Source organism: uncultured Pseudosulfitobacter sp. (assembly GCF_963976325.1).
Classification (GTDB): Bacteria; Pseudomonadota; Alphaproteobacteria; order Rhodobacterales; family Rhodobacteraceae; genus Pseudosulfitobacter.
In genome coordinates this window covers 368,265-389,003 of record NZ_CAXBJW010000001.1, presented here as the reverse complement: position 1 = coordinate 389,003, position 20,739 = coordinate 368,265, and the positions used below count along the sequence as shown (strand labels likewise).

The window sequence follows — 20,739 nt, the reverse complement described above, 5'->3', positions numbered from 1 at the left end:
CCTCAGCGGTTGCGGTTGCCACGGCCCAGCGCGCGGCCCATCTTGGCCGCGATCTGGTTCTGGCTGCGCTGGAACCCCTGCACATCCGGCGTGGTGATGTTCATCACGATGGTCGGTGCTGCCGCCCCGCCACTGCGCACGCCCAGCTTGCCGTCAGCCCCCCGCGCCAGCGGCATGATCGCCTCGGGGCCTGCCTCGCCCATCAGCCCGATCCCTCCGCGCATCCCGAACGGCGTGGCACTGCTGACGATCCCGCCACTGGCAAAGGGCATCACCCGCCCCTGACTGAACGACGCCCCGTCGGCAAAGGGCAGAATACCCTGCACCAGCCCGTTCACCCCCTGCGCCAGCAGGCCACCGAAATGGTTGGTCACCGGCTTCATGGCGGCGTTGTAGGTGGCGTTGATCATCGACTGCGCCACCGTCTGCAACGCATCCGACAGCTTCATGCCGTCAAACACCACCCCGTCAAAGGCACGACGCAACCCACGGCTCAGGCCCCGCTCCAGAACCTTCACATCCTGCCCTGTCGCCGCCAGCGACGTGCGCATCCGGCGCAACTCGCCGTCAAAGGCCGACACCATGACCGACGCCTGCCCCAGACTGTCCGCCATCGCATCCGCACTGGCATCCAGATCCTCGATCCTGTCTTCGTATTCGCTCATCTCATTCCCTCTCGTGCTGTGTCGGGATAGGCCGCCATCAACGCCGCCAGCCCGTCCGTCAACAACGGCGCGCCCGCGCCCGCATCCCCCAGCATCATCCGCAACTCGGCAGGCGTCAGGCTCCAGAACACATCGGGGGCCAAGCCCAGCCCGTGCAATCCCGCCCGCATCAACGCCTGCCAGTCCATCGTCTGCCTCATGCCTCCGGCACCACAAAGGCACGCGCCAGCAACTCTGCCGCCGCCCGTGCCGCCGCCATCGGCCCGCCTTCAATCTCGGCCCGCGCCAGATCGGCAGGCGTCAGCTCACAGCCACCGCCTTCCAACCCGGCCCCAAGCAGCACCAGAACATCGCGCGTCGAAAACGCCCCGCTCTCGAACCGTTCGACCAGCGCCACCAGCGATCCGACTTCCAAAGCCGCCTCAAGCGATGCCAGCGCGCCCAACGTCAGACGCATCACGTACCGCTGACCATTGACGGTCAGCGCCACGTCTCCCCTCCACGGATTGGCCATGTCAGATCACAGCGCCACAAAGGTCAGCGCACCCGCCGACGCCAGCGACATCTCGTAGGTCGCCTCGCCGTTGTGGCTGCCCGCGTATTCGATGGCCGTCACTTGAAACGGCCCCTCGATCACCCCGAAATCGGGAATGATAATCTGAAAATCCGGCACCTCGCCGTCAAAGAATAACTGCCGCGCGCGTTCGTCCGTGCCTTCGTCCTTGAACACACCCGACCCGCTGATGCTGCACGACCGCACCCCGGCCCCCGCCAGCAACTCGCGCCAGCCGCCCTGACTTTCCAGGCTGGTGACATCCACCGTTTCCGCATTGAAACTGACGCGCGTGGCCCGCAAGCCCGCAATCGTCTCGAACTGACCGTCCGAGGTCATATCCACCTTGACCAACAGGTCTTTTCCGTTCTGAGCAGCCATGAAATTCTCCAATCAGGGTAAAAGGTTAATCGTCTTCAACGCGCGCCTTGAACCGCATCGTAATTGTGCGTCCGGCGCCGCCATCGCTGCGGTCGGCCACCGCACGGTCGAAATTCAGGTAAACCAGCCGCCCCCGCGTCAGCGTCAGGTCGGCATCATGCAACGTGTCACTGACCGCCGTCGCCACCGCCTTGGCCGCGGCAAAGCCCTGCACATCCGTGACAACCGCAATCCGCACATCATGCAATGCGCCGGTGCCGGTCTTGTCATTGGCCGCCCGCGCGGTCTCGGCCCCGATGCTGACATACAGCGACGGCACGGTGCCGGTGGGCATTGCATCGTAGATGTCGGTCCCCACCAGATCAGTGACCGCCGTGGCACCCGTCAAAGCCCCGTAAATCGCGCTTTGCAGCGCTGCCGATACGCCATAGCTCATGTGGCCACCTCCTCGTCTGCAAAACAGGTCAGATAGCGGCCTTCGGGGTCATGCTCGGCCACTGCCGTAATGCGAAACACCCGCGCGCCGTCGCGGAACCTCTGTTCCGCCGCTGGCCGCTCGGGGTGCCCCTCGGGCGCGCCCCTCACAATGATGCGATAGGCCACCTTGGACACCGGCGCAGGCCCGGCTGCCGCCTCGCGCCCCGTGCGCGGCAACACCTGCGCCCACAGCACGCCCAGCACCGTCCAGCTTTGCGCATATCCGCCCGCCCCGTCGGCCACCCGTACAGGCGCTTCCAGGCTCAGCCGGTGGCTCAGACGCGGCAGCGTCATGCCGCACCCCCTGACCACACACGGAACGTGCGGTAGCGTTCAATCAGGCTGCTGACCCCAAACGGCATGCAGCCCTCGCTCAGCGTGGTTTCATTGCGGAACTCGTAGTAATGCGCCGCCAGCAAAAGCACCGCTTGGCGCAGATCCGCAGGCACATCCGCCCATGTCGCGCCATAGCCCGCGTCAAACCCGATCACGACCGAACCCGCAGCCGGAACAGCCGGCAGAAACGTCCCCACAGGGCGCAGCTGAGGCCGCTGCCCGTCCTGCTCCAGCCAGTAGTGCGCCGCTGGCACAGCACTGCGCACCCCCAGACGGTCCACAACCTCGACGCTGGTCACCGCCACCACGGGGGCAACAGGAAACGCCGCCGCATCACGGTCACGCCAGCGCGACAGCGACCAGATGAAACCACGCTGCAACAGGATCTTGCCCGTGCGCGCCTCAACCGCCGCCATCGCCGCCCGCAAGAAGCTTATCAACACCTCGTCTTGCAGCGATCCCGCGCCAAATCCGGTGCCCAGACGCAAATGCGCCTTGAATTCATCCACCGGCAGGCCCGCGTCAGGCACCGTGGTCTCTTCGATCAACATCATGGAACATCTCCAAAATTCCGGCCCCTCATGGTTCAAAGCCGGACGCACACCAGCCCGCGTTGCTCAGACGGAGGGGAGCAGCTAGACAACACTGGCCTGTCAAAGGGCATACGCCCGACCGACACGGGAAAGCCAAAGCTTCCCCGCGCCATCCACCACCCCGATTAAGAGACGGCGAATTTCAGCAGTTTGATTGCCGCGAAATCGCTGACATCGCCGCCCACGCGCTTGGTCGCATAGAACAGCACATGCGGCTTGGCGCTGAACGGATCACGCAGCACGCGCAGATCAGGACGTTCGGCAATGGTGTAACCGGCGGCGAAATTGCCAAAGGCGATGGCAAAGCTGCCCACGTCCGCATCCGGCATATCCTCGGCCACCAGCACCGGATAGCCCAGCAACAGCGCAGGCTGCCCCGCGCCCAGACCGTCCGACCAATGGAACCGCCCGTCGCTGTCCTTCAGCTTGCGCACGACGCCGGCGGTCTTTGAGTTCATCACAAAGCTTGCACCGGCGCGGTATTGCGCCCCCAGCGCATAAACCAGACCAATGATCGCATCCGGCGTGACAAGCCCGTCGATGCCCGTCGCCTCATAACCAATGTTGCCCCACGACCAGCTTGCGTTCGCAACCGTCGGATGCGCCAGGAACCCCTTGGGCTTGTCCACGCCGTCACCATTGACAAACGCCGCCGCTTCAGCGCGCGAAAACTTGTCAGCGATGCGTCCGGCCAGCCAGCCCTCGATGTCAAACGCGCTGTCATCCAGCAAACGCTGCGATGCCTTGGGCAGCGCCGACAGCTCGTGCAGCGGAATGGTAATGCGGTCGATCTGCGGCGTATCCGTTTCCGAAACCGAACCGCTTTCCGTGGCCCAGCCTGCGCCCACATCGGTATGGTCCACCAGCACGTCAAAGGTCGTCGCCTCGACGTTCACCACCGACGCAATCGAGCGCACCGAAGCGGTGGCATTCAGCACCGATTTCACTGTGTTCGCCGTCTGCGGGTCCACCAGGTAACCCCCATCGCTGTTCACCGCCGTCGACAGCGATTTCACCTCGATCTCCAGCCCGCGCAGGCCGTCGTCGTCGCCCGAACGCAGATAGGCGTTGAACGCCTTCTGATGCGGTGCGCCCGTGTCCACGGCCCCTGCCAAAGGGGTGCGCGCAGATGTCATTTGTTTCCGGTCCAGCATGATCAGTCGCTCTTCTGTTTGTTGAAGTTTCATCTCAATTTCGCCCTGAAAGCCTTTGAAGTCGCTGATAAAGCCGTTGATGGCCTGGGTGACTTCCTGAACCGGAGACAGATCTTCCCCGGTCCGAGCCTTGATCTCGGTCTTGCTCATCCTCATGTCCTTGATTGAGTGCAGTTCAGACGCGACTTACGTGCGCATCAACCTCGTGCGCGCGCCCTCAAAGGCCGCCGCCATTCCGCGCAGTGCCGCAACCTCGTCAGACAGCAATGCGTCCGTCTTGCCCGCAACACGCGCACTGGGCAGCATCGGGAACGTCACCAGCGACACCTCCCAAAGCTCCAGTTCCGTCAAGAGCCGCTGGCCCTTGTCATTCTTCGCCGCCCGCACCGTGCGATAGCCGATGCTCAGCCCGTCAATGGCCCCCGCCGCGATCAGCGACGCCGCCTCGCGGCCCTTTTCCACACTGTCCAGCAACCGGCCCTTGACCCACAGGCCCGTGGCGTCCTCGCGCACCTCGTCCCACACGCCGATCGGCTGGGACGGATCATGCTGCCACAGCATCTTGACCTTGCGCCCCGATGCCACCAGCGCTTTCAACGACGCCGCATAGGCGCCTTTGGCCACCACGTCGCCCCCCTGATCACAGGCCCCGAACAGGCTGGCATAACCTTCGATCACCGCCCCGTCCTGCACCTGCAAACCCTCGCCGAAACGGGCGAATTTCGTTTCCAATCCGGTGTCCATGTTCATGGCCCACTCCTTTGTTTGTCCGCTCATGGTGTCGCCACCAGAAAAGATTGCAGCACCTGCGCCAAAATCACCGCCACCACCCCATACACCGTCAGCCACAACCGCCGCTCCAGCCGCTCCATGGTCTCGTCCAGCCGGTCCAGTCGGCGGGCGATGTTCTCCAGATGAATCTGCGTCACCCGCTCGTGCGCCTGCAACCGCAGCCCCGGCGAACACTCGAACCGCTCCAGCAATGGCCCCTCAGGCATCGTCGCCATCCTGCGCGGCAGGCAGCCCCAGCAGGCTGCGCTTTTCCGCATCGGTCAGGAAATCGGCCCCCGCGACCCGCGCCCATTGCGCATCACGCTCGGCGGCCAGTGCGGGCACCTGATCAAGGTCGGGCTTCAACGCCACCGCGTCGCCACTGAACTGCCCCAACCACTCGGCCAGCGTCGCCGTCACCCGCGTCGCCAGCGGCAGCACCGTCAGCCGGAAAAACGCGCGGTTCGCTTCCTGATAGTTGGCATAGGTCGCATCCCCCTGAATCCCCAGCAGCATCGGCGGCACGCCAAAGGCCAGCGCAATCTCGCGCGCGGCACTTTCCTTGGTCTTCTGGAACTCCATATCGCTGGGCGAAAACCCCATCGGCTTCCAGTCCAACCCACCTTCCAGCAGCATCGGACGCCCCGCATTGCGCGCACCCTGATGATGGCTCTCCATCTCGCTCACCAGCCGGTCATATTGATCCGAGCTTAGACTGCCCTGCCCCTCGGCCCCGCGATACACAATCGCCCCGCTGGACCGCGCCGCATTGTCCAGCAGCGCCTTGGACCAGCGGCTGGCGCTGTTGTGCACGTCCAGCGCCATCGCCGCCGCCTGCATCGGGCTGAACCCGTAATGATCGTCCTGCGGATGAAAGCTTTTGATATGACACACCGAAGCAGGCACACCGCTGGCATCAAACCGGTGCTTGCGCCCGCCCACCGCGTATTCGTAAGCCACAGGCCAACCATCGGCCCCCGGCACCACGCTCATGCGGTCACTGCGCAGCACATGCAGCTCTTGCGGCACGCCTGTGCCATCCGACACCGCCTCGACGTAGCCGTTGCCAGACAACAGCAACTGCCCGTACAACGCCTCCAGCATCTCGGCGCGCCCCTGCGCCGCATTGGGCCGCGTCACCAGTTGCAACAGCGGGTGCACATCGTAGCGTTGCGCATCATCCTGCACCACCAACGGCAGCGCCGCCGCCGCTTCGGCAATCAGCTTCACACAGCGAAAGCCGACCGGATTGCCGCTGAACCCCGTGCGCGTCAGCGACACGGTATCACGCGGGCTCCACGCCACCCGCCCCGATGTCTGATAGGCCACCACAGGCCCTGTCGCACTGGCCTTTTGCTGCGGGGCATCCTGCCCGCCACCGCGTCGAAAGAAATCCAAGACCATCGCTTCGCTCCTCACCTGTCCTTGGCCGGCGGTCACACCGCCAACCACCCCGCACCCCATTCGCTCCGGCGGGGTCACCCGCCGACCGTCCAGGCCGCGTCTTGTTGTTCAATCCGTGACCGACATCCCCGTGGTATCGCGGTGATGTCGGCGTTGAGGGCACTATGCCAACAAAGGGTTAATACCGATCAAAGCGACCGTACGCCGGGTCGCCGCCAGTTCGCCGCAGGCACGATCATCAGCTCGTGCAGCGCCCACACCAGCGCGTCCACACGGTCGGGCGATCCTGTTCCCTCGAACCCGCGCGCCGTCATCTTCACCATCTGATCCTCCAGCGCATCCAGCGGCCCCGTGTGATGCACCCGTCCCTGCTCATACAGCGCCGCCACCGGCTCAGCGCGGGCCACCTTGCCCCGGCTGGCATGTACCGCCTTGTAGGGCACCAGCGGGTCCACCTGCCGGATCACCTCGCCCACCATCTGCCCGCCCTGGTTCACCTCTGCCACCAGCCGGTCGGCGTTAAATTCGTCGCGCGCCGCAATCGCCGCCCGCGCCCATTCCGCGGGGCTGGCCCCGGTCACTGTCCGGTCGGCCAGAACATAGGCCCGCCAGGTCTCGGGCGGCCCTTGCGTCTGCGCCCCCACGACCACGATTCCGCATTCGTCCGCGCCCTTGCCGCTGGTCGTCGCTGGGTCCAGCGCCACCACCACGCGGTCCAGTTCCGGCACCGATGCCACCCGCACGTCACTCAGCCCCGCCGAGGTCCACAGCGCGCCCTCCGCATCCACCAGCAGCACACCGTCCAGCTCCTGCCGCCCCAACCGCGTCCCCGCGTACCGCGCCCGCACCTCTTGCAGAAAACTCTGCGCCAGATTGGCCCGGTTCGCTTCTGTCGGCGCATGGCTGGTCACCGTCGACGGCGCATCCAGCAAGGCTTTCAGCACCCCCACATTGCGCGGCGTCGTCGTCACACAGACCTGCGGCTGGTCCCCCAACCGCAACGCGAACTGCAACTGGTCCCATGCCTCTTCCGACTTTTTCCACTTGGCCAGCTCATCGACCCATGCCGCATCAAACTGAGGCCCGCGCAGCCCTTCATAGTCATGCGCCGAATGCACCGTCGCCACCGCGCCATTGGGCCATTCCAACCGCTTGCGCGTCGAAACCCACTTGGGCCGCCGGTCGGGCGGTGAACAGGCCATGATCCCGCTGTCGCCAAAGATCATCACCTCGCGCACCTGATCCTGCGTCTCGCCCACCAGCGCCACGCGCGTGCACGCGCCGGGATCAAAAGGCCGCGCCCCCTCGACCTTGCTGCGCACCCACTCGGCCCCGGCACGGGTCTTGCCCGCCCCGCGCCCGCCCAAAATCACCCAGGCCCGCCAGTCCCCCTCTGGCGGCAACTGATGCGGCATCGCCCAGAACTCGAACAAAAAAGGGAGGGCACAAAGCCCCCCCTCGCCAATATCGTCAAGAAATTTGGCCTGCTCTTGCACAGTTGCGCAAGCGAGCAAGTCGGCACCCGACCTCAGCCCGTGCGGCGTCAAGATCGAGTGCATAACCGCCTTGGGCGATGTGTGATTGTTTACGTCGACATTCTGCAACTTGAGTCTCCAGTTTCATACAGGTCTCAAGCGACGATCGCAGCGAAGCGACCGTCGCTTTAACATCTTTTGCATCCGCATCCCCCCCGTTCCGCGCCTCTTCCTTCAAAGCGGCGAGCTGCTCTCTAAGTTCACCAAGCTCACGGTAAACCGTGTCCAATGCCTGTTGGATCTGCCCGGTGTCCTCATTTGGGGTAATGATGATCATGACTGGTCATTCACCTCTCTTGGGTTTGTGCCCCCGCACGAGAGAAACACGAAAAAACGGCCACCGAGGTCACCCTCGGGGCCGTTTGCCCATGTCTTCCAGCATGTCACAATCTCTACATCAGACCGCGCGCAAAGTCAAGCCTGTCGGCACAAGGCGCGCCGCCCAACCGTCCGTTATCATTACGAAAACTTAACGATTGGGCCGCTGCTCAGTTGTCCTGCGTCGGTTGTTGCGCTTCGATCTTGCGCCATTCCGCGACGTTCCGGTTGTGCTCTTCCAGCGTGGTGGCAAAGGCATGTCCGCCGCTGCCATCGGCCACAAAGAACACAAAATCGGTGCTGTCCGGCCGCGCCGCCGCTTCCAGGCTCGCCCGCCCGGGGTTGGCGATGGGTGTCGGCGGCAACCCTTCGATCACATAGGTGTTCCACGGCGTCGCCCCGCGCAGTTCCGACTGGCGCAATCCACGGCCCAGCACGCCCTCGCCCTTGGTGATCCCATAGATCACCGTGGGGTCGGTTTGCAGACGCATCCCCCGGTTCAGACGGTTCACGAACACGCTGGCCACCTGGCGACGCTCTTCGGGCACGCCGGTTTCCTTTTCAATGATCGACGCAAGGATCAGCAGTTCCTCGGGCGTGGACACGGGCAAATCTTCGTCCCGTCCTTCCCAGGCCGCGGCGACCAACACTTCCTGCGCCGCCTCCATACGCGCCAGAATGGCCGCGCGGTCATCGCCCGGGCGCACCTCGTAGCTGTCGGGTGCCAGCGATCCCTCGGCCGGCACATCACCCACCTCGCCCTCCAGCACATCCATGCTGCGCAAGGCTTCGGTCACCTGCCAACTGGTCACACCCTCGGCCACGGCCACGCGAAACCGCGTGTCCGGCTTGGCCTTCACTTCGGTGTAAATCTCGGGAATATCCTCAACGGTCTGCTCGAACTCGGCCCGCTCGACAAACTTGCTGGTTGCCGGGTCCAGTTCACGCACCTGCACCGACACACGGTTCACACCCACACGGTACACCACTTCGGTCCCGCAGGTGCTGGCCCCGCCACGGGTGACCACATCGACGATCTGTTCCATCGACGCGCGCGGTTCCACCAGATAGCTGCCGGCCTTCAACTGGTCCGTCTTCTCGGCATAATTCGCACCAATCCGTAGGATCGGGCCGCTGGTGACAGCGCCCTGATCGACCAGCGACTTGCTCACGCGGTCAAAATTGGTCCCACGCGGCACTTCCACGCAAATGGCATCCGACAGCGGCCCTTCCGCCTCGTACTGCCCCTTGCCCCACAGGATAACACCCCCCAGCAGGAACATGGCCAGCAACAAAAACGTCAGCGCGTTCGAGGCGATATGACGCCACATCAACCATCAACCTTGGCAAAGATCACCGAGGCATTGGTCCCGCCAAAGCCGAACGAATTCGACAACACCACGTTCACCGCACGCTCGCGCTTGGCATTGGGTGCCAGATCCACAGCCGTTTCAACGGCAGGATTGTCCAGGTTGATCGTCGGCGGGCACACCTGGTCACGGATCGCCAGAATGCCAAAGATCGCCTCGATCGCGCCCGCAGCGCCCAGCAGGTGGCCGGTGGCGGATTTGGTCGACGACATCGTCACATTGCTGGCGTGATCGCCCAACATCCGCTCGACCGCACCCAACTCGATGGTATCGGCCATGGTGCTGGTGCCGTGGGCGTTGATGTAATCAATATCCGACGGCTGCAAACCTGCATTGCGCAACGCCGCACGCATGGCACGCTCGCCGCCTTCGCCACTCTCGGAAGGTGCCGTGATGTGATAGGCATCGCCCGACAGGCCATAGCCCTTCACTTCGGCGTAAATCTTCGCGCCGCGCGCCTTGGCGTGCTCGTATTCTTCCAGCACGACAATGCCCGCACCCTCGCCCATGACAAACCCGTCGCGGTCGGTGTCATAGGGGCGGCTCGCCTTCTTGGGGTCGTCCGCATATTTGGTCGACAGCGCCTTGCACGCGTTGAAACCGGCGATCCCGATCTTGCAGATCGCCGCCTCGGCGCCGCCCGCAATCATCACATCCGCATCACCATGCTGGATCAGACGGCTGGCATCGCCAATCGCATGTGCGCCGGTCGAACAGGCGGTCACCACCGAATGGTTCGGACCCTTGAAGCCATAGCGGATGCTGACCTGCCCGCTGATCAGGTTGATCAACGCACCGGGCACAAAGAACGGGCTGACGCGGCGCGGGCCCTTTTCTTCCATCATCACGGCGGTGTTGGCGATGCTGTTCAACCCGCCAATGCCCGACCCCATCAGAACGCCGGTGCGCTCGAAATCCTCGTCGGTCTGCGGCTTCCAGCCGGAATCTTCCACCGCCTGCTGGGCGGCTGCCATGCCGAACAGGATAAAGGTATCAACCTTGCGCTGTTCTTTCGGCTCCATGTAATGGTCAGCGTTGAACGTGCCGTCGCTGCCGTCGCCCAAGGGCACTTCGCAGGCATAGGTCGTGACCAGCCCTTCGGTGTCAAATCCGGTGATCGGACCCGCGCCCGACTGGCCGTCCAGAATACGGCTCCACGTGGTCTCAACCCCGTCAGCCAATGGCGTGACCAAACCCAAACCCGTCACAACAACTCTGCGCATAAAAATGCCCCTCTGTCTCGTTTCGATGCTCATAGCCCGTCACGCCCCGCGTGTTCAAGTCCAACGCGACATCACGCAGCCTTTGCAAGTGCAGCATTCCATGACGAAATTGGCTGATTTTCGCCGTCCTAAGCCTGTGGCGGCGACTTGCGCAACAACAGCTCCACTGTCACGCCATCTTCCTCGGTCTGGCGCAGCGGCTTGTACCCCAACACCTCGGCCAGCCGCAGCGACACTGCGTTTTCAGAGGCAATCCGGCACACCAGCGGGCCGGTGACCACGCGGTCAAACCAGTCATGCGCGGCCTGCGCCGCCTGCCGACCCAACCCGCGCCCCTGAAAATCCGGTGACAGCACCCAGGCCGCCTCGGGGTAGACATCAAAATCGTCCCCCAGCCCGCGCACACCGTAGAAAAAACCGGCCTGCCCCACCAGCGACTTGGTGCCCTGCGCTTCGATCGCCCATTGGCCAAAGCCGGTCATCTGCCAATGCCCGGCGTTGCGCAAAAACGAATCCCACGCGCGGCTGCGACTCCAGGGCACGCCACCGATGTGGCGCACCACCTCGGGCATCGCCCAGATCGCGGCATAGCGGTCAAAATCTTCGGGCCGCAACGCGCGCAGCGTCAGGCCTTTGGTGTTGATGGTCGGAATTACACGCGACATGGATCAATCGGGGGCATTATATTGGTAACCTGCTGCGGCCTCTTGTTGTCCAAGGCTCTGAACCAACAGTGCCGCCCACAGCCGCCCGGTGCAATCCCGTTTCGACCGGACATAAAAAAAACGGCACCTTTCCGCAAAGGAAAGGCACCGTTTCTAATCGGTCTGAAGCGTTTGGAACTCAGGACGCTTCGGTGATGAATTTCACAGCATCGCCAAAAGTCTGGATTGTTTCCGCCGCGTCGTCGGGGATCTCGATGCCGAATTCTTCTTCGAACGCCATCACCAGCTCGACGGTGTCCAGGCTGTCTGCGCCCAGATCATCGATGAACGACGCGTTCTCGACAACTTTGTCTTCTTCAACACCCAGGTGCTCTACAACGATCTTTTTAACGCGGTCTGCGATGTCGCTCATTTCTAAGTCCTCATTCCAAACGGGCAAAATTTCTTGCCCTTCAGTGGTGCCGCCCCTCTTGGTGCGACATGGTCGTGCCCCCAAGGAGCGGCTATTCCAGCGGCGCGTCTTGCGCGCCCCCGGTTCAAATCTGCGCCGCCTATAGCATATCCCGAAAAGATGGCAAGGCTTCAGGCGCGGCCCTTACAACATGGCCATACCGCCGTTCACGTGCAAGGTTGTTCCTGTGACATAACCCGCCTGCGGGCTGGCAAGATAGGCCACTGCGGCAGCAATTTCCGATGGCTCGCCCATGCGACCCGCAGGAATTTGCGACAAAAGGCCGGATTTTTGGTCATCTGTCAACTTATCGGTCATTGGAGTGGTAATAAATCCCGGCGCCACGGCGTTCACGGTGATCCCACGGCTGGCCACCTCATAGGCCAGGCTTTTCGACATGCCGATCATCCCCGCCTTGCTGGCAGCATAGTTCGCCTGACCGGGGTTGCCGATGGCGCCGACAACCGAACTGATGTTGATGATCCGACCCCAACGGGCCTTCATCATGCCGCGCAGAACGCCACGGCACAGTTTCATTGTCGCGGTCAGGTTCACGTCCATGACGCTGGACCAATCCTCGTCCGACATGCGCATGAACAGGTTGTCGCGGGTGATGCCCGCGTTGTTCACCAGAATATCCACACGCCCCATCGCCTCGATGGCCTGCTTGGGCAGCGCGTCAACCGCCTCCATATCGCTCAGGTTGCACGGCAGGACATGCGCGCGTTCACCCAGCTCGGCAGCCAAGGCCTCCAGCGGCTCGACCCGCGTGCCCGACAGCGCCACAGTGGCCCCTGCTGCGTGCAAAACCCGTGCAATCTCGGCCCCGATGCCGCCCGATGCGCCGGTGACCAGCGCCGTTTTATCCGTCAAATCCATGAAACTTTTCCTTTTTAACCAGTTACGCTTTCAGCGCAGCAATGTCTGCCGCCACACCAACGTTGCGCGTTGCAACCTCGCGGTCGATCCGCCGGATCATCCCGCTGAGCGCCTTGCCTGCGCCAATTTCCCACATTTCGGTAACGCCCTGTGACGCCATCCACATCACGCTTTCGCGCCAGCGCACCGACCCGGTTACCTGATCGACAAGCAGATTGCGGATCACCTTGGCATCGTCGACCGCCTCGGCCCGAACGTTCGCGACCAATGGCACCGCAGGCGCGTTGATGTCCACCTGATCCAGCGCCTCGGCCATCTTGCGGGCCGCCGGCTCCATCAGCGCGCAATGGAACGGTGCGCTTACGGGCAGCAAAAGCGCGCGTTTCGCGCCCTTGGCCTTGGCAATCTCGATGGCGCGTTCCACCGCTGCCTTGTGGCCCGAGACGACCACCTGTGCGGGGTCGTTGTCGTTGGCCGCCTGGCACACCTCGCCTTGGGCTGCCTCGGCGGCCACTTCGGTCGCGGTGGCAAAATCCAGCCCCAAAAGGGCCGCCATCGCACCCACGCCCACCGGCACCGCCTCTTGCATCGCCGCACCGCGAATCCGCAGCAACCGCGCCGTGTCGGCCACCGAAATCGCCCCCGCCGCCGCCAATGCGGAATATTCACCCAGCGAATGCCCCGCCACATAGGACGCGGTGCTGATACCGTACCCCTCGGCCTCAAGCGCGCGCATCGCCGCCAGCGACGTGGCCATCAGCGCAGGCTGCGCATTCTGCGTCAGGGTCAGCGTTTCAATGTCGCCCTCCCAGATCAGATCGCTCAGCTTTTCGCCCAAGGCATCGTCAACCTCGTCAAAAACCGCCCGCGCCGCCGGATAGGCTTCGGCCAGATCGCGGCCCATGCCGATGGTCTGCGCGCCCTGCCCGGGAAATACAAATGCTATGCTCATGGGCTGCTGCCCTCCCTCTTTTGCCGTCCTGCGCGGTTTAGAGAGACTGCGCCCTGCGCACAAGCCGCCCAAAACCTACCGCACCAAACCTGTGCAACAATTTGCAGTTACAAAGACAAGCCAATAGGTCACATTAAGACCCAAGCCCGCCACAGGGCAAACCCCATCCGTTCCAACCCGGAGACAGACATGCCCCTGACCAACGCCGAAGACCGCTACGGCTCTGTGACCAAAACATTTCACTGGCTGATCGCCCTGCTGATCCTGACCCTGATCCCCCTTGGGCTGATCGCCAATGACATGGCCTATGACACCGCCGAGCAACTGGCGACCAAGGCGTGGCTGTTCTCGTTGCACAAAACGCTGGGCATCGCCGTCTTTGCCGTGGCGCTGGCCCGCATCGTCTGGGCGCTGACCCAAACCAAACCGGCCCACCTGCACCCCGAGCGCAAGCTTGAAACCTTCGCCGCCGAAACCGTGCACTGGCTGCTGTATGCCAGCCTTGTCATCGTGCCGCTGTCGGGATGGATTCACCACGCCGCCACCTCGGGCTTTGCGCCGATCTGGTGGCCCATCGGTCAGGATCTGCCGCTGGTGCCGAAATCGGACGCCGTCGCGCGGGCCTTCGGGGCGATGCACGAAATTGCCACCCACGTGCTCGAGGCCTCCCTTGCCCTGCACATCCTCGGCGCGCTGAAACACCACTTTATCGACCGCGACAGCACCCTGCGCCGCATGTGGTTCGGCACCACCACCGCCGCCACGCCGGGCGGCACGCACAACGTCCGCCGCCCCGCCATCACCGCCGCCGTGATCTGGGCCGTGGCCATCGCATTCGGCGCAGGTCTGGGCCTGTCGGGCGGTTCCGAAACCGGCCCCGCGCAAGCGCTCGAACAGGTGCAATCCGACTGGCAGGTCCAGAACGGCACCCTGTCCATCACGGTCAACCAGTTCGGCTCGGACGTGACCGGCAGCTTTGCCGACTGGACCGCCGACATCACCTTTGACGAAACGGTGCAAAACGGCATTTCCGGCGCTGTCGAGGCGACCATCGCCATCGGCTCGCTCACACTTGGCTCGGTCACAGATCAGGCGATGGGCCCCGACTTTTTCAACGTCGCGGAATTCCCCACCGCCACCTATACCGCCGAAATCGCCACAACGACCGACCGCACCACCGCCACCGGCACCCTGACGATCAAGGACCAGTCGGTGCCGCTGGAACTGCCTTTCGATCTGACCATCGACGGCGACACCGCCACGATGAAAGGCGCCACCACGCTGGACCGCCAGGACTTCAACATCGGGGACAACATGAACGACGAATCCAGCCTGAAATTCCCCGTTCAGGTTCAAATCGAACTAACCGCCACCCGCGCCGCGGCCGCGAACTAGGCACAGCGCCTTCTTTTGGCTTCAAATATCCCCGCCGGAGGCACCTTGCCTCACCGCGCAACGCCAGAGAGTACACACAAAAAAGGCCGCCGGAACACTCCGGCGGCCTTTCCTTTACTCAGACGACAGGCTTACTCAGCCTTCATCGCCTCGATCGAAATCATGATGTCCACTTCGTCGCCCACGTAGGGGGCGAACATGCCCATGTCGAAATCCGACCGCAGCACCGATGTGGTGGCGCTGAAACCGGCCCAGGGTTTGCCCGCCTGCGGGTGATCACCCATCTGGTTCAGCTTGGCGTCCAGAACGACCGACTTGGTGATGCCGTTGATCGTCAGATCGCCGGTGATCATGCCGGTGTCGTCGCCGGTCACTTCGATGCTGGTCGAGTTGAAGGTGATCGTTTCGTTTTCGTCGGCACCAAAGAAATCACCCGTCATGAAATGATCCAGACGCGGCTGCCAGCCGGTGATCAGCGACGATGCGGGAAACGACACCGACACGGTCGACTTGGCAGGGTCTTCCTGGTCCAGGCTGATCTCGCCGTCAAAGCCCGAGAACATGCCGTATGTGGTCGAAAAGCCAAGGTGCTCGTAATGGAACACGATCTGGCTGTGGCTGGGGTCCAGCGTATATGTGTCGGCCGCAAAAGACATGGTGGCGGCAGTGGAAAGAGCCGCGGCAAGGATAAGCGATTTCATATTTGGGATACTCCGTGTTGATGAAACTCATGTGACCATGTGGGGTTTGCGCCCCACAAGACAAGTCGGTACGGATTAACACCCTATGCGCTTTTCTGAACATCACATTTCCGCTGGGTCCTTGTGCACACGACAGAACCGGGGGGGCCTTACAGCTTGCCCGCGTCCCGCAACCCCGCCACCAGCGCCTTCAACACGCCGCGATCAACGGGGGCAACCTCGGCCAGCAGGTCGCCATGGGCATCCCACAGGGTCACCGTGTTCTTGGTCCTTTCGACATGGCCAAGCTCGGCAAAGCTGCATTCGTGCAAAACCATAAGCTGCGCCCCCGCACGACGCACCAGACGGACATGACGGCGCACCAGATCAATTTCGACCTCGGGCGCATCCGGTGTGGTCCAGTTCTGGATCAGCGCCAGCCCGACAAAACCGGCCACCAGTGACAGAACCAGCTTAACCAACAGGATTTCCGCCGCCCAGCTGCTGCCGGGTGCCAACCACAGGCCCGCCGCCGCAAGGATCAGCGCCGCCCCGGTCACCCGCTGCGCCATCCGCCCCAGCGCACGCCCTGCATCCATCGACCGCACAGGGGCGCTTAGCGTCGCTGTGCCCATGGGTGAAGCTTCTGCGATATAATCGGATGTGGTTGTCATTCTTGTGTCTCCCCGCGCACGAACGCTGCTGCTCTGTCTGTTGCAGCATGTCTGGCCAGCGAAGACGGCAAGAATTGGGCACGCCCCCGTCAGTTGCAGGGCATTGTTGCGGCACCGCGAACAATGCCGCCCGCACGCCCCCGCCCCTTGCGCGCCCACCGCGCTTGCGCCCCCGTGCAAACCGTGTATATGGGCACTTCCTTTTGCACCTCATCTGAACCGCGCAGACTCTCGTGCCGAAGCCGCAAAGGGACTTGAACGCTTCGTCTATGAAATGCGCCTTGATATAAATGGAGCGCACATGCCCCTTTACGAGCATGTTATGATCGCACGCCAGGACTTGTCGAACACACAAGCCGAAGGCCTGATCGAACATTTTGGCACCGTCCTCGCCGACAACGGCGGCACCCTGGTTGAAAACGAATACTGGGGCGTCAAGACGATGGCGTACAAAATCAACAAAAACCGCAAAGGCCACTACGCCTTCCTGCGCACCGACGCACCGGCAGCCGCCGTGCAAGAGATGGAACGCCTGATGCGTTTGCATGACGACGTCATGCGCGTGCTGACCATCAAAGTCGACGCGCACCAGGAAGGCCCGTCGGTCCAGATGCAGAAACGTGACGAACGCGACACCCGTCGCGAGCGCCGCTGAACCCCGAGCAAAAAAGGAGCTAACCCATGGCTGCAAAACCATTTTTCCGCCGTCGCAAAGTGTGCCCTTTCTCGGGTGAGAACGCGCCCGCGATCGACTACAAAGACACACGCCTGCTGCAACGCTACATTTCCGAGCGCGGCAAAATCGTGCCGTCGCGCATCACCGCCGTTTCGGCCAAGAAGCAACGCGAACTGGCCCGTGCCATCAAACGCGCCCGCTTCCTCGCCCTGCTGCCCTACGCAGTGAAATAAGGAGCCAAGTACATGCAACTGATCCTTCTCGAACGCGTGGCCAAACTGGGCCAGATGGGCGACGTCGTCGACGTCAAACCCGGCTTTGCACGCAACTACCTGCTGCCCCAGGGCAAGGCGCTGTCGGCTTCCGAGCAGAACATCGCAGACTTCGAAGCGCGCAAAGTCGTGCTCGAAGCGCAGAACCTTGAGACCAAGAAAGAAGCCGAAGCACTTGGCGACAAACTCAACGGCCAACAGTTCGTTGTGATTCGTCAGGCGTCGGACGGCGGCAACCTGTACGGTTCGGTCACCACCCGTGACGCGGCCGAAGCTGCCACAGCCGAAGGTTTCTCGCTGGACCGCAAACAAGTTGTCATCGTTCAACCGATCAAACAGCTTGGCCTGCACGAAGTTGAAGTGACCCTTCACCCCGAAGTTCAGGTAACAATCGAACTGAACGTCGCACGCTCGGTGGAAGAAGCCGAACTGCAAGCCTCGGGCAAATCGATCCAGGAACTAGCCGCGGAAGAAGAAGCCGCAGCCGATTTCGAAATCTCCGAGCTGTTCGAAGACATCGGTGCCGCGGCATCCGACGACGACGATCTGGCCGAAGCGGTTTCTGAACAGTCCTCGGACGACGAAGAAGAAACGTCGAACAACTGATCGCGACTTTCGCACAGTGCACATTTCAAAGGCCGCCCTTCGGGGCGGCCTTTTTCGTTCCGGGTGACCCTGCGCGCCCCCCGCCGCCCCTATTGACGCACCGCTGTCCCCGCGCGCATCATTCCTGGGTCCGCTCCCTTTCTGTCACACCTCTGTCACAGACCGCAGCGATAGCCGGAAGCAAACATCTCAAAGGATCGAACGATGCCCTTCACCCTGTCCCGCCGTGCCTTTATCGCCAGTTCAGCCAGCCTGCTGGCCGTGCATCCGTTTTCGGTGAATGCCGCCGCCAATCAGGCGCACCTGCGGCTGATGGAAACCACCGACTTGCACGTGCACGTCTTTCCCTACGATTATTACGCCGACAAGGAAGTCGACACCGTGGGGCTTGCCCGCACCGCGTCGATCATCAAGGACATCCGCGCCGAGGCGACCAATTCGCTGCTGCTGGACAACGGCGATTTCCTGCAAGGCAACCCGATGGGCGATTACATCGCCTATGAGCGCGGCATGAAGGACGGCGACATGCATCCCGTCATTGCGGCCATGAATACGCTGGGCTTTGACGGATCGACGCTGGGCAACCACGAATTCAACTACGGCCTCGATTTCCTGATGAAATCGCTGAGCGGCGCGAATTTCCCCGTGGTGTCATCGAACGTGGTCAAGGAAATGGGCAGCAGCCCGACAAAGGACACCACGCTGATCAAACCCTATGTGCTGATCGACCGGATGATTACCGACGGCGCGGGCAACAGCCACCCGATCAAGATCGGGCTGATCGGCTTCGTGCCGCCGCAAATCATGAACTGGGACCGCCGCCATCTGGAAGGCAACGTTCAGACCCGCGATATTGTACAAACCGCGCGGGAATATGTACCACAAATGAAGGAACAAGGCGCCGACATCATCATCGCCCTGTCCCATTCGGGCATCGGGTCGGCAGATCACACCGAGGGCATGGAGAACGCATCCGTCCCGCTGGCCGCCGTGGACGGCATCGACGCGATCATGACCGGACACAGCCACCTTGTGTTCCCCTCGGCCACCTACACCGACTATGCCGCCGTTGACGCGGACGCAGGCACCATCCACGGCAAACCGGCCACCATGGGTGGGTTCTGGGGCAGCCACATGGGGTTGATCGACCTGATGCTGGAACGCGACGGCAACGGCTGGCGCATCGCGGGCTCCGCCTCGGAAGCGCGGCCGATCTCCAAACGCAACGAAGACCGCAGCGTGACCGCGCTGGTGGAAAGCGATCCCGAGGTTCTGGCCTCGGTGCAGGCGGAACACGACGCAACGCTGGCCTATGTCCGCCGCGCCGTGGGCAAGACCGACGCCCCCCTGCACAGCTATTTCGCGCTGGTGGCGGATGACCCGTCCGTGCAGATCGTGTCGATTGCCCAGACGTGGTACATCGCGCAGATGATGAAGGGCACCGAATACGAAGGCCTGCCGATCCTGTCCGCCGCCGCGCCGTTCAAGGCCGGTGGCCGTGGTGGACCGGAATATTACACCGACGTGCCCAAGGGCGACGTGGCGATCAAGAACGTGTCGGATCTGTACCTCTACCCCAACACCGCCCGCGCCGTTCTGGTGACCGGGGCGCAAGTCAAGGACTGGCTGGAACGCTCGGCGGGCATGTTCAATCAGGTGACGCCTGGTGAAGCCGACCAGATGCTGCTGAACCCCGACTTTCCCAGCTACAACTTTGATGTGATGGACGGTGTGACCTATCAGATCGACCTGTCGCAGCCGTCCAAATTCGACAGCAAGGGCGCGGTGATCAACCCGGATGCCAACCGGATCGTGAACTTGAACTACGACGGAAAACCGATTGATCCCGCAGCACAATTCATCATCGCAACCAACAACTACCGCGCCGGTGGCGGCGGTGCTTTCCCCGGCGCCATGGGCGACAGCATCGTGTTCGAAGGGCCAGACACCAACCGCGATGTGATCGTGCGCTATATCGTCGAACAGGGCACCATCAGCCCCCGCGCCGATGCCAACTGGACCTTCGCGCCCGTCGACGGGGCCAGCGTTCTGTTCGACACCGGCCCCAAGGCTGCGGATTACGTGGACGACGTCAAAGGCGTGGACATCGCCCCCGCAGGCGAAGGTGCCGACGGCTTCGCCCGCTTCCGCATCCAGCTGTAACAGGTCCAAAAACCGGGAAACGCCAGATGGCTTTGGCGTTTCCGTCAGACCGTTGGGCCGAAGTGCAAGAGCCGACCTTTGTGCGTCACGCAGCGAAGGTCTGGTTTGAGGCCTTTCAACATTCCCCGCGCGGAACCAAGGCCGCAGGCCGCCGCGCATCGCCGGGCCGCCCCACGGCACGGCGATTTGGTTGCCGCTGTGTCCAACAGATAACTCGGATGTGTTTGGCCGCCATAAAGTGGCCGACACTACGGTTGGATCGCCGAACCTCGGCCCGACGATGCGCGGCTTAGTGAATGGCAGAAAGTCCTGCTCTTCCGACATTGCCACGAACTGTGTGCAAGGGCCGTTATGCGGAAAAGCACCCGTCGCTTGGGGCAAAACCGCACGATACGGTGCCCTGATAGAATTCAGAACGCGCAGTGCATCGGATCAAGAACGCGCAGCATGCACCTGCCCTCAGGCACCAGCGCCTCATCGGCTCACATCGGCGTGTTCGCGCCCATGTCAGGCAAGGTCTCTGGCTGGAATCACCCAGACGCGTCT

26 protein-coding genes are annotated in these 20,739 nt (G+C 62.8%); 5 read left to right on the top strand and 21 right to left on the bottom strand.

Annotated features, from left to right (window positions below; genetic code table 11):
- Nucleotides 1-2: 2 nt before the first annotated feature.
- From AAC077_RS01965 to fabD, 19 genes are all read right to left on the bottom strand, one after another.
- Nucleotides 3-665, bottom strand: coding sequence for a phage tail tape measure protein (locus AAC077_RS01965; protein WP_339766263.1), 663 nt, complete (start codon nucleotides 663-665; stop codon nucleotides 3-5).
- Nucleotides 662-865, bottom strand: a complete 204-nt coding sequence (locus tag AAC077_RS01960) for a rcc01693 family protein (RefSeq protein WP_339766262.1) — start codon at nucleotides 863-865, stop codon at nucleotides 662-664. The genes AAC077_RS01965 and AAC077_RS01960 overlap by 4 nt, the downstream gene beginning before the upstream one ends.
- Nucleotides 862-1,179: a gene transfer agent family protein gene (locus AAC077_RS01955; RefSeq protein ID WP_339766261.1), complete on the bottom strand. Its 318-nt coding sequence runs from the start codon at nucleotides 1,177-1,179 to the stop codon at nucleotides 862-864. Before AAC077_RS01955 ends, AAC077_RS01960 begins: the two co-directional genes overlap by 4 nt.
- Nucleotides 1,180-1,185: 6 nt before the next feature.
- The gene (locus AAC077_RS01950) at nucleotides 1,186-1,599 is read right to left on the bottom strand and encodes a phage major tail protein, TP901-1 family (protein ID WP_339766260.1); all 414 of its coding nucleotides are present in this window, start codon (nucleotides 1,597-1,599) and stop codon (nucleotides 1,186-1,188) included.
- Between the two features lie 25 nt (nucleotides 1,600-1,624).
- Nucleotides 1,625-2,035, bottom strand: a complete 411-nt coding sequence (locus tag AAC077_RS01945) for a DUF3168 domain-containing protein (protein ID WP_339766259.1) — start codon at nucleotides 2,033-2,035, stop codon at nucleotides 1,625-1,627.
- Nucleotides 2,032-2,370: a head-tail adaptor protein gene (locus AAC077_RS01940; protein ID WP_339766258.1), complete on the bottom strand. Its 339-nt coding sequence runs from the start codon at nucleotides 2,368-2,370 to the stop codon at nucleotides 2,032-2,034. Before AAC077_RS01940 ends, AAC077_RS01945 begins: the two co-directional genes overlap by 4 nt.
- Nucleotides 2,367-2,966 carry a head-tail connector protein gene (locus tag AAC077_RS01935; protein ID WP_339766257.1) on the bottom strand — a complete coding sequence of 200 codons (600 nt, stop codon included), beginning with the start codon at nucleotides 2,964-2,966 and terminating at the stop codon, nucleotides 2,367-2,369. Before AAC077_RS01935 ends, AAC077_RS01940 begins: the two co-directional genes overlap by 4 nt.
- A 164-nt stretch (nucleotides 2,967-3,130) precedes the next feature.
- The gene (locus AAC077_RS01930; RefSeq protein ID WP_339766256.1) at nucleotides 3,131-4,309 is read right to left on the bottom strand and encodes a phage major capsid protein; all 1,179 of its coding nucleotides are present in this window, start codon (nucleotides 4,307-4,309) and stop codon (nucleotides 3,131-3,133) included.
- A gap of 36 nt (nucleotides 4,310-4,345) precedes the next feature.
- Nucleotides 4,346-4,909 carry an HK97 family phage prohead protease gene (locus AAC077_RS01925; protein ID WP_339766255.1) on the bottom strand — a complete coding sequence of 188 codons (564 nt, stop codon included), beginning with the start codon at nucleotides 4,907-4,909 and terminating at the stop codon, nucleotides 4,346-4,348.
- A gap of 23 nt (nucleotides 4,910-4,932) precedes the next feature.
- Nucleotides 4,933-5,157: a hypothetical protein gene (locus tag AAC077_RS01920; protein ID WP_339766254.1), complete on the bottom strand. Its 225-nt coding sequence runs from the start codon at nucleotides 5,155-5,157 to the stop codon at nucleotides 4,933-4,935.
- Complete coding sequence (locus AAC077_RS01915; RefSeq protein ID WP_339766253.1) at nucleotides 5,150-6,334, bottom strand: phage portal protein; 1,185 nt, start codon at nucleotides 6,332-6,334, stop codon at nucleotides 5,150-5,152. The genes AAC077_RS01920 and AAC077_RS01915 overlap by 8 nt, the downstream gene beginning before the upstream one ends.
- A gap of 188 nt (nucleotides 6,335-6,522) precedes the next feature.
- Nucleotides 6,523-7,749 (bottom strand): terminase family protein, encoded by a 1,227-nt coding sequence (locus AAC077_RS01910; RefSeq protein WP_339766252.1) that lies wholly within the window; start codon nucleotides 7,747-7,749, stop codon nucleotides 6,523-6,525.
- A gap of 55 nt (nucleotides 7,750-7,804) precedes the next feature.
- On the bottom strand, nucleotides 7,805-8,146 hold the full coding sequence (locus AAC077_RS01905; protein WP_339766251.1) for a hypothetical protein: 342 nt from the start codon (nucleotides 8,144-8,146) through the stop codon (nucleotides 7,805-7,807).
- Between the two features lie 211 nt (nucleotides 8,147-8,357).
- On the bottom strand, nucleotides 8,358-9,518 hold the full coding sequence (gene mltG / locus AAC077_RS01900; protein WP_339766250.1) for an endolytic transglycosylase MltG: 1,161 nt from the start codon (nucleotides 9,516-9,518) through the stop codon (nucleotides 8,358-8,360).
- Complete coding sequence (gene fabF / locus AAC077_RS01895; protein WP_339766249.1) at nucleotides 9,518-10,780, bottom strand: beta-ketoacyl-ACP synthase II; 1,263 nt, start codon at nucleotides 10,778-10,780, stop codon at nucleotides 9,518-9,520. The genes mltG and fabF overlap by 1 nt, the downstream gene beginning before the upstream one ends.
- Before the next feature lie 128 nt (nucleotides 10,781-10,908).
- Complete coding sequence (locus AAC077_RS01890) at nucleotides 10,909-11,445, bottom strand: GNAT family N-acetyltransferase (protein WP_339766248.1); 537 nt, start codon at nucleotides 11,443-11,445, stop codon at nucleotides 10,909-10,911.
- 178 nt (nucleotides 11,446-11,623) lie between these two features.
- Nucleotides 11,624-11,857, bottom strand: coding sequence for an acyl carrier protein (locus tag AAC077_RS01885; RefSeq protein ID WP_028957706.1), 234 nt, complete (start codon nucleotides 11,855-11,857; stop codon nucleotides 11,624-11,626).
- Nucleotides 11,858-12,040: 183 nt separating this feature from the next.
- Nucleotides 12,041-12,775, bottom strand: a complete 735-nt coding sequence (fabG, locus tag AAC077_RS01880) for a 3-oxoacyl-ACP reductase FabG (protein WP_339766247.1) — start codon at nucleotides 12,773-12,775, stop codon at nucleotides 12,041-12,043.
- A 22-nt stretch (nucleotides 12,776-12,797) separates the two neighbouring features.
- The gene (fabD, locus tag AAC077_RS01875; protein WP_339766246.1) at nucleotides 12,798-13,727 is read right to left on the bottom strand and encodes an ACP S-malonyltransferase; all 930 of its coding nucleotides are present in this window, start codon (nucleotides 13,725-13,727) and stop codon (nucleotides 12,798-12,800) included.
- Between the two features lie 189 nt (nucleotides 13,728-13,916).
- On the opposite strand from fabD, the gene AAC077_RS01870 reads away from it, so the two are divergent.
- Complete coding sequence (locus tag AAC077_RS01870) at nucleotides 13,917-15,122, top strand: cytochrome b/b6 domain-containing protein (protein WP_339766245.1); 1,206 nt, start codon at nucleotides 13,917-13,919, stop codon at nucleotides 15,120-15,122.
- Nucleotides 15,123-15,253: 131 nt separating this feature from the next.
- Here AAC077_RS01870 and AAC077_RS01865 read toward each other — a convergent pair whose 3' ends face one another.
- Nucleotides 15,254-15,823 carry a YceI family protein gene (locus AAC077_RS01865; RefSeq protein ID WP_339766244.1) on the bottom strand — a complete coding sequence of 190 codons (570 nt, stop codon included), beginning with the start codon at nucleotides 15,821-15,823 and terminating at the stop codon, nucleotides 15,254-15,256.
- Between the two features lie 149 nt (nucleotides 15,824-15,972).
- The gene (locus AAC077_RS01860) at nucleotides 15,973-16,476 is read right to left on the bottom strand and encodes a hypothetical protein (protein ID WP_339766243.1); all 504 of its coding nucleotides are present in this window, start codon (nucleotides 16,474-16,476) and stop codon (nucleotides 15,973-15,975) included.
- Between the two features lie 301 nt (nucleotides 16,477-16,777).
- Here AAC077_RS01860 and rpsF point away from each other — a divergent pair, with 301 nt between their 5' ends.
- From rpsF to AAC077_RS01840, 4 genes are all read left to right on the top strand, one after another.
- On the top strand, nucleotides 16,778-17,131 hold the full coding sequence (rpsF, locus tag AAC077_RS01855) for a 30S ribosomal protein S6 (protein WP_339767915.1): 354 nt from the start codon (nucleotides 16,778-16,780) through the stop codon (nucleotides 17,129-17,131).
- A gap of 26 nt (nucleotides 17,132-17,157) precedes the next feature.
- A complete protein-coding gene (rpsR, locus tag AAC077_RS01850; protein WP_028957713.1) occupies nucleotides 17,158-17,385 on the top strand; it encodes a 30S ribosomal protein S18 in 228 nt (75 codons plus the stop codon).
- A gap of 12 nt (nucleotides 17,386-17,397) precedes the next feature.
- The gene (gene rplI / locus AAC077_RS01845; RefSeq protein ID WP_339766242.1) at nucleotides 17,398-18,030 is read left to right on the top strand and encodes a 50S ribosomal protein L9; all 633 of its coding nucleotides are present in this window, start codon (nucleotides 17,398-17,400) and stop codon (nucleotides 18,028-18,030) included.
- A gap of 204 nt (nucleotides 18,031-18,234) precedes the next feature.
- Nucleotides 18,235-20,193: a bifunctional 2',3'-cyclic-nucleotide 2'-phosphodiesterase/3'-nucleotidase gene (locus AAC077_RS01840; RefSeq protein ID WP_339766241.1), complete on the top strand. Its 1,959-nt coding sequence runs from the start codon at nucleotides 18,235-18,237 to the stop codon at nucleotides 20,191-20,193.
- Nucleotides 20,194-20,739: the final 546 nt, after the last annotated feature.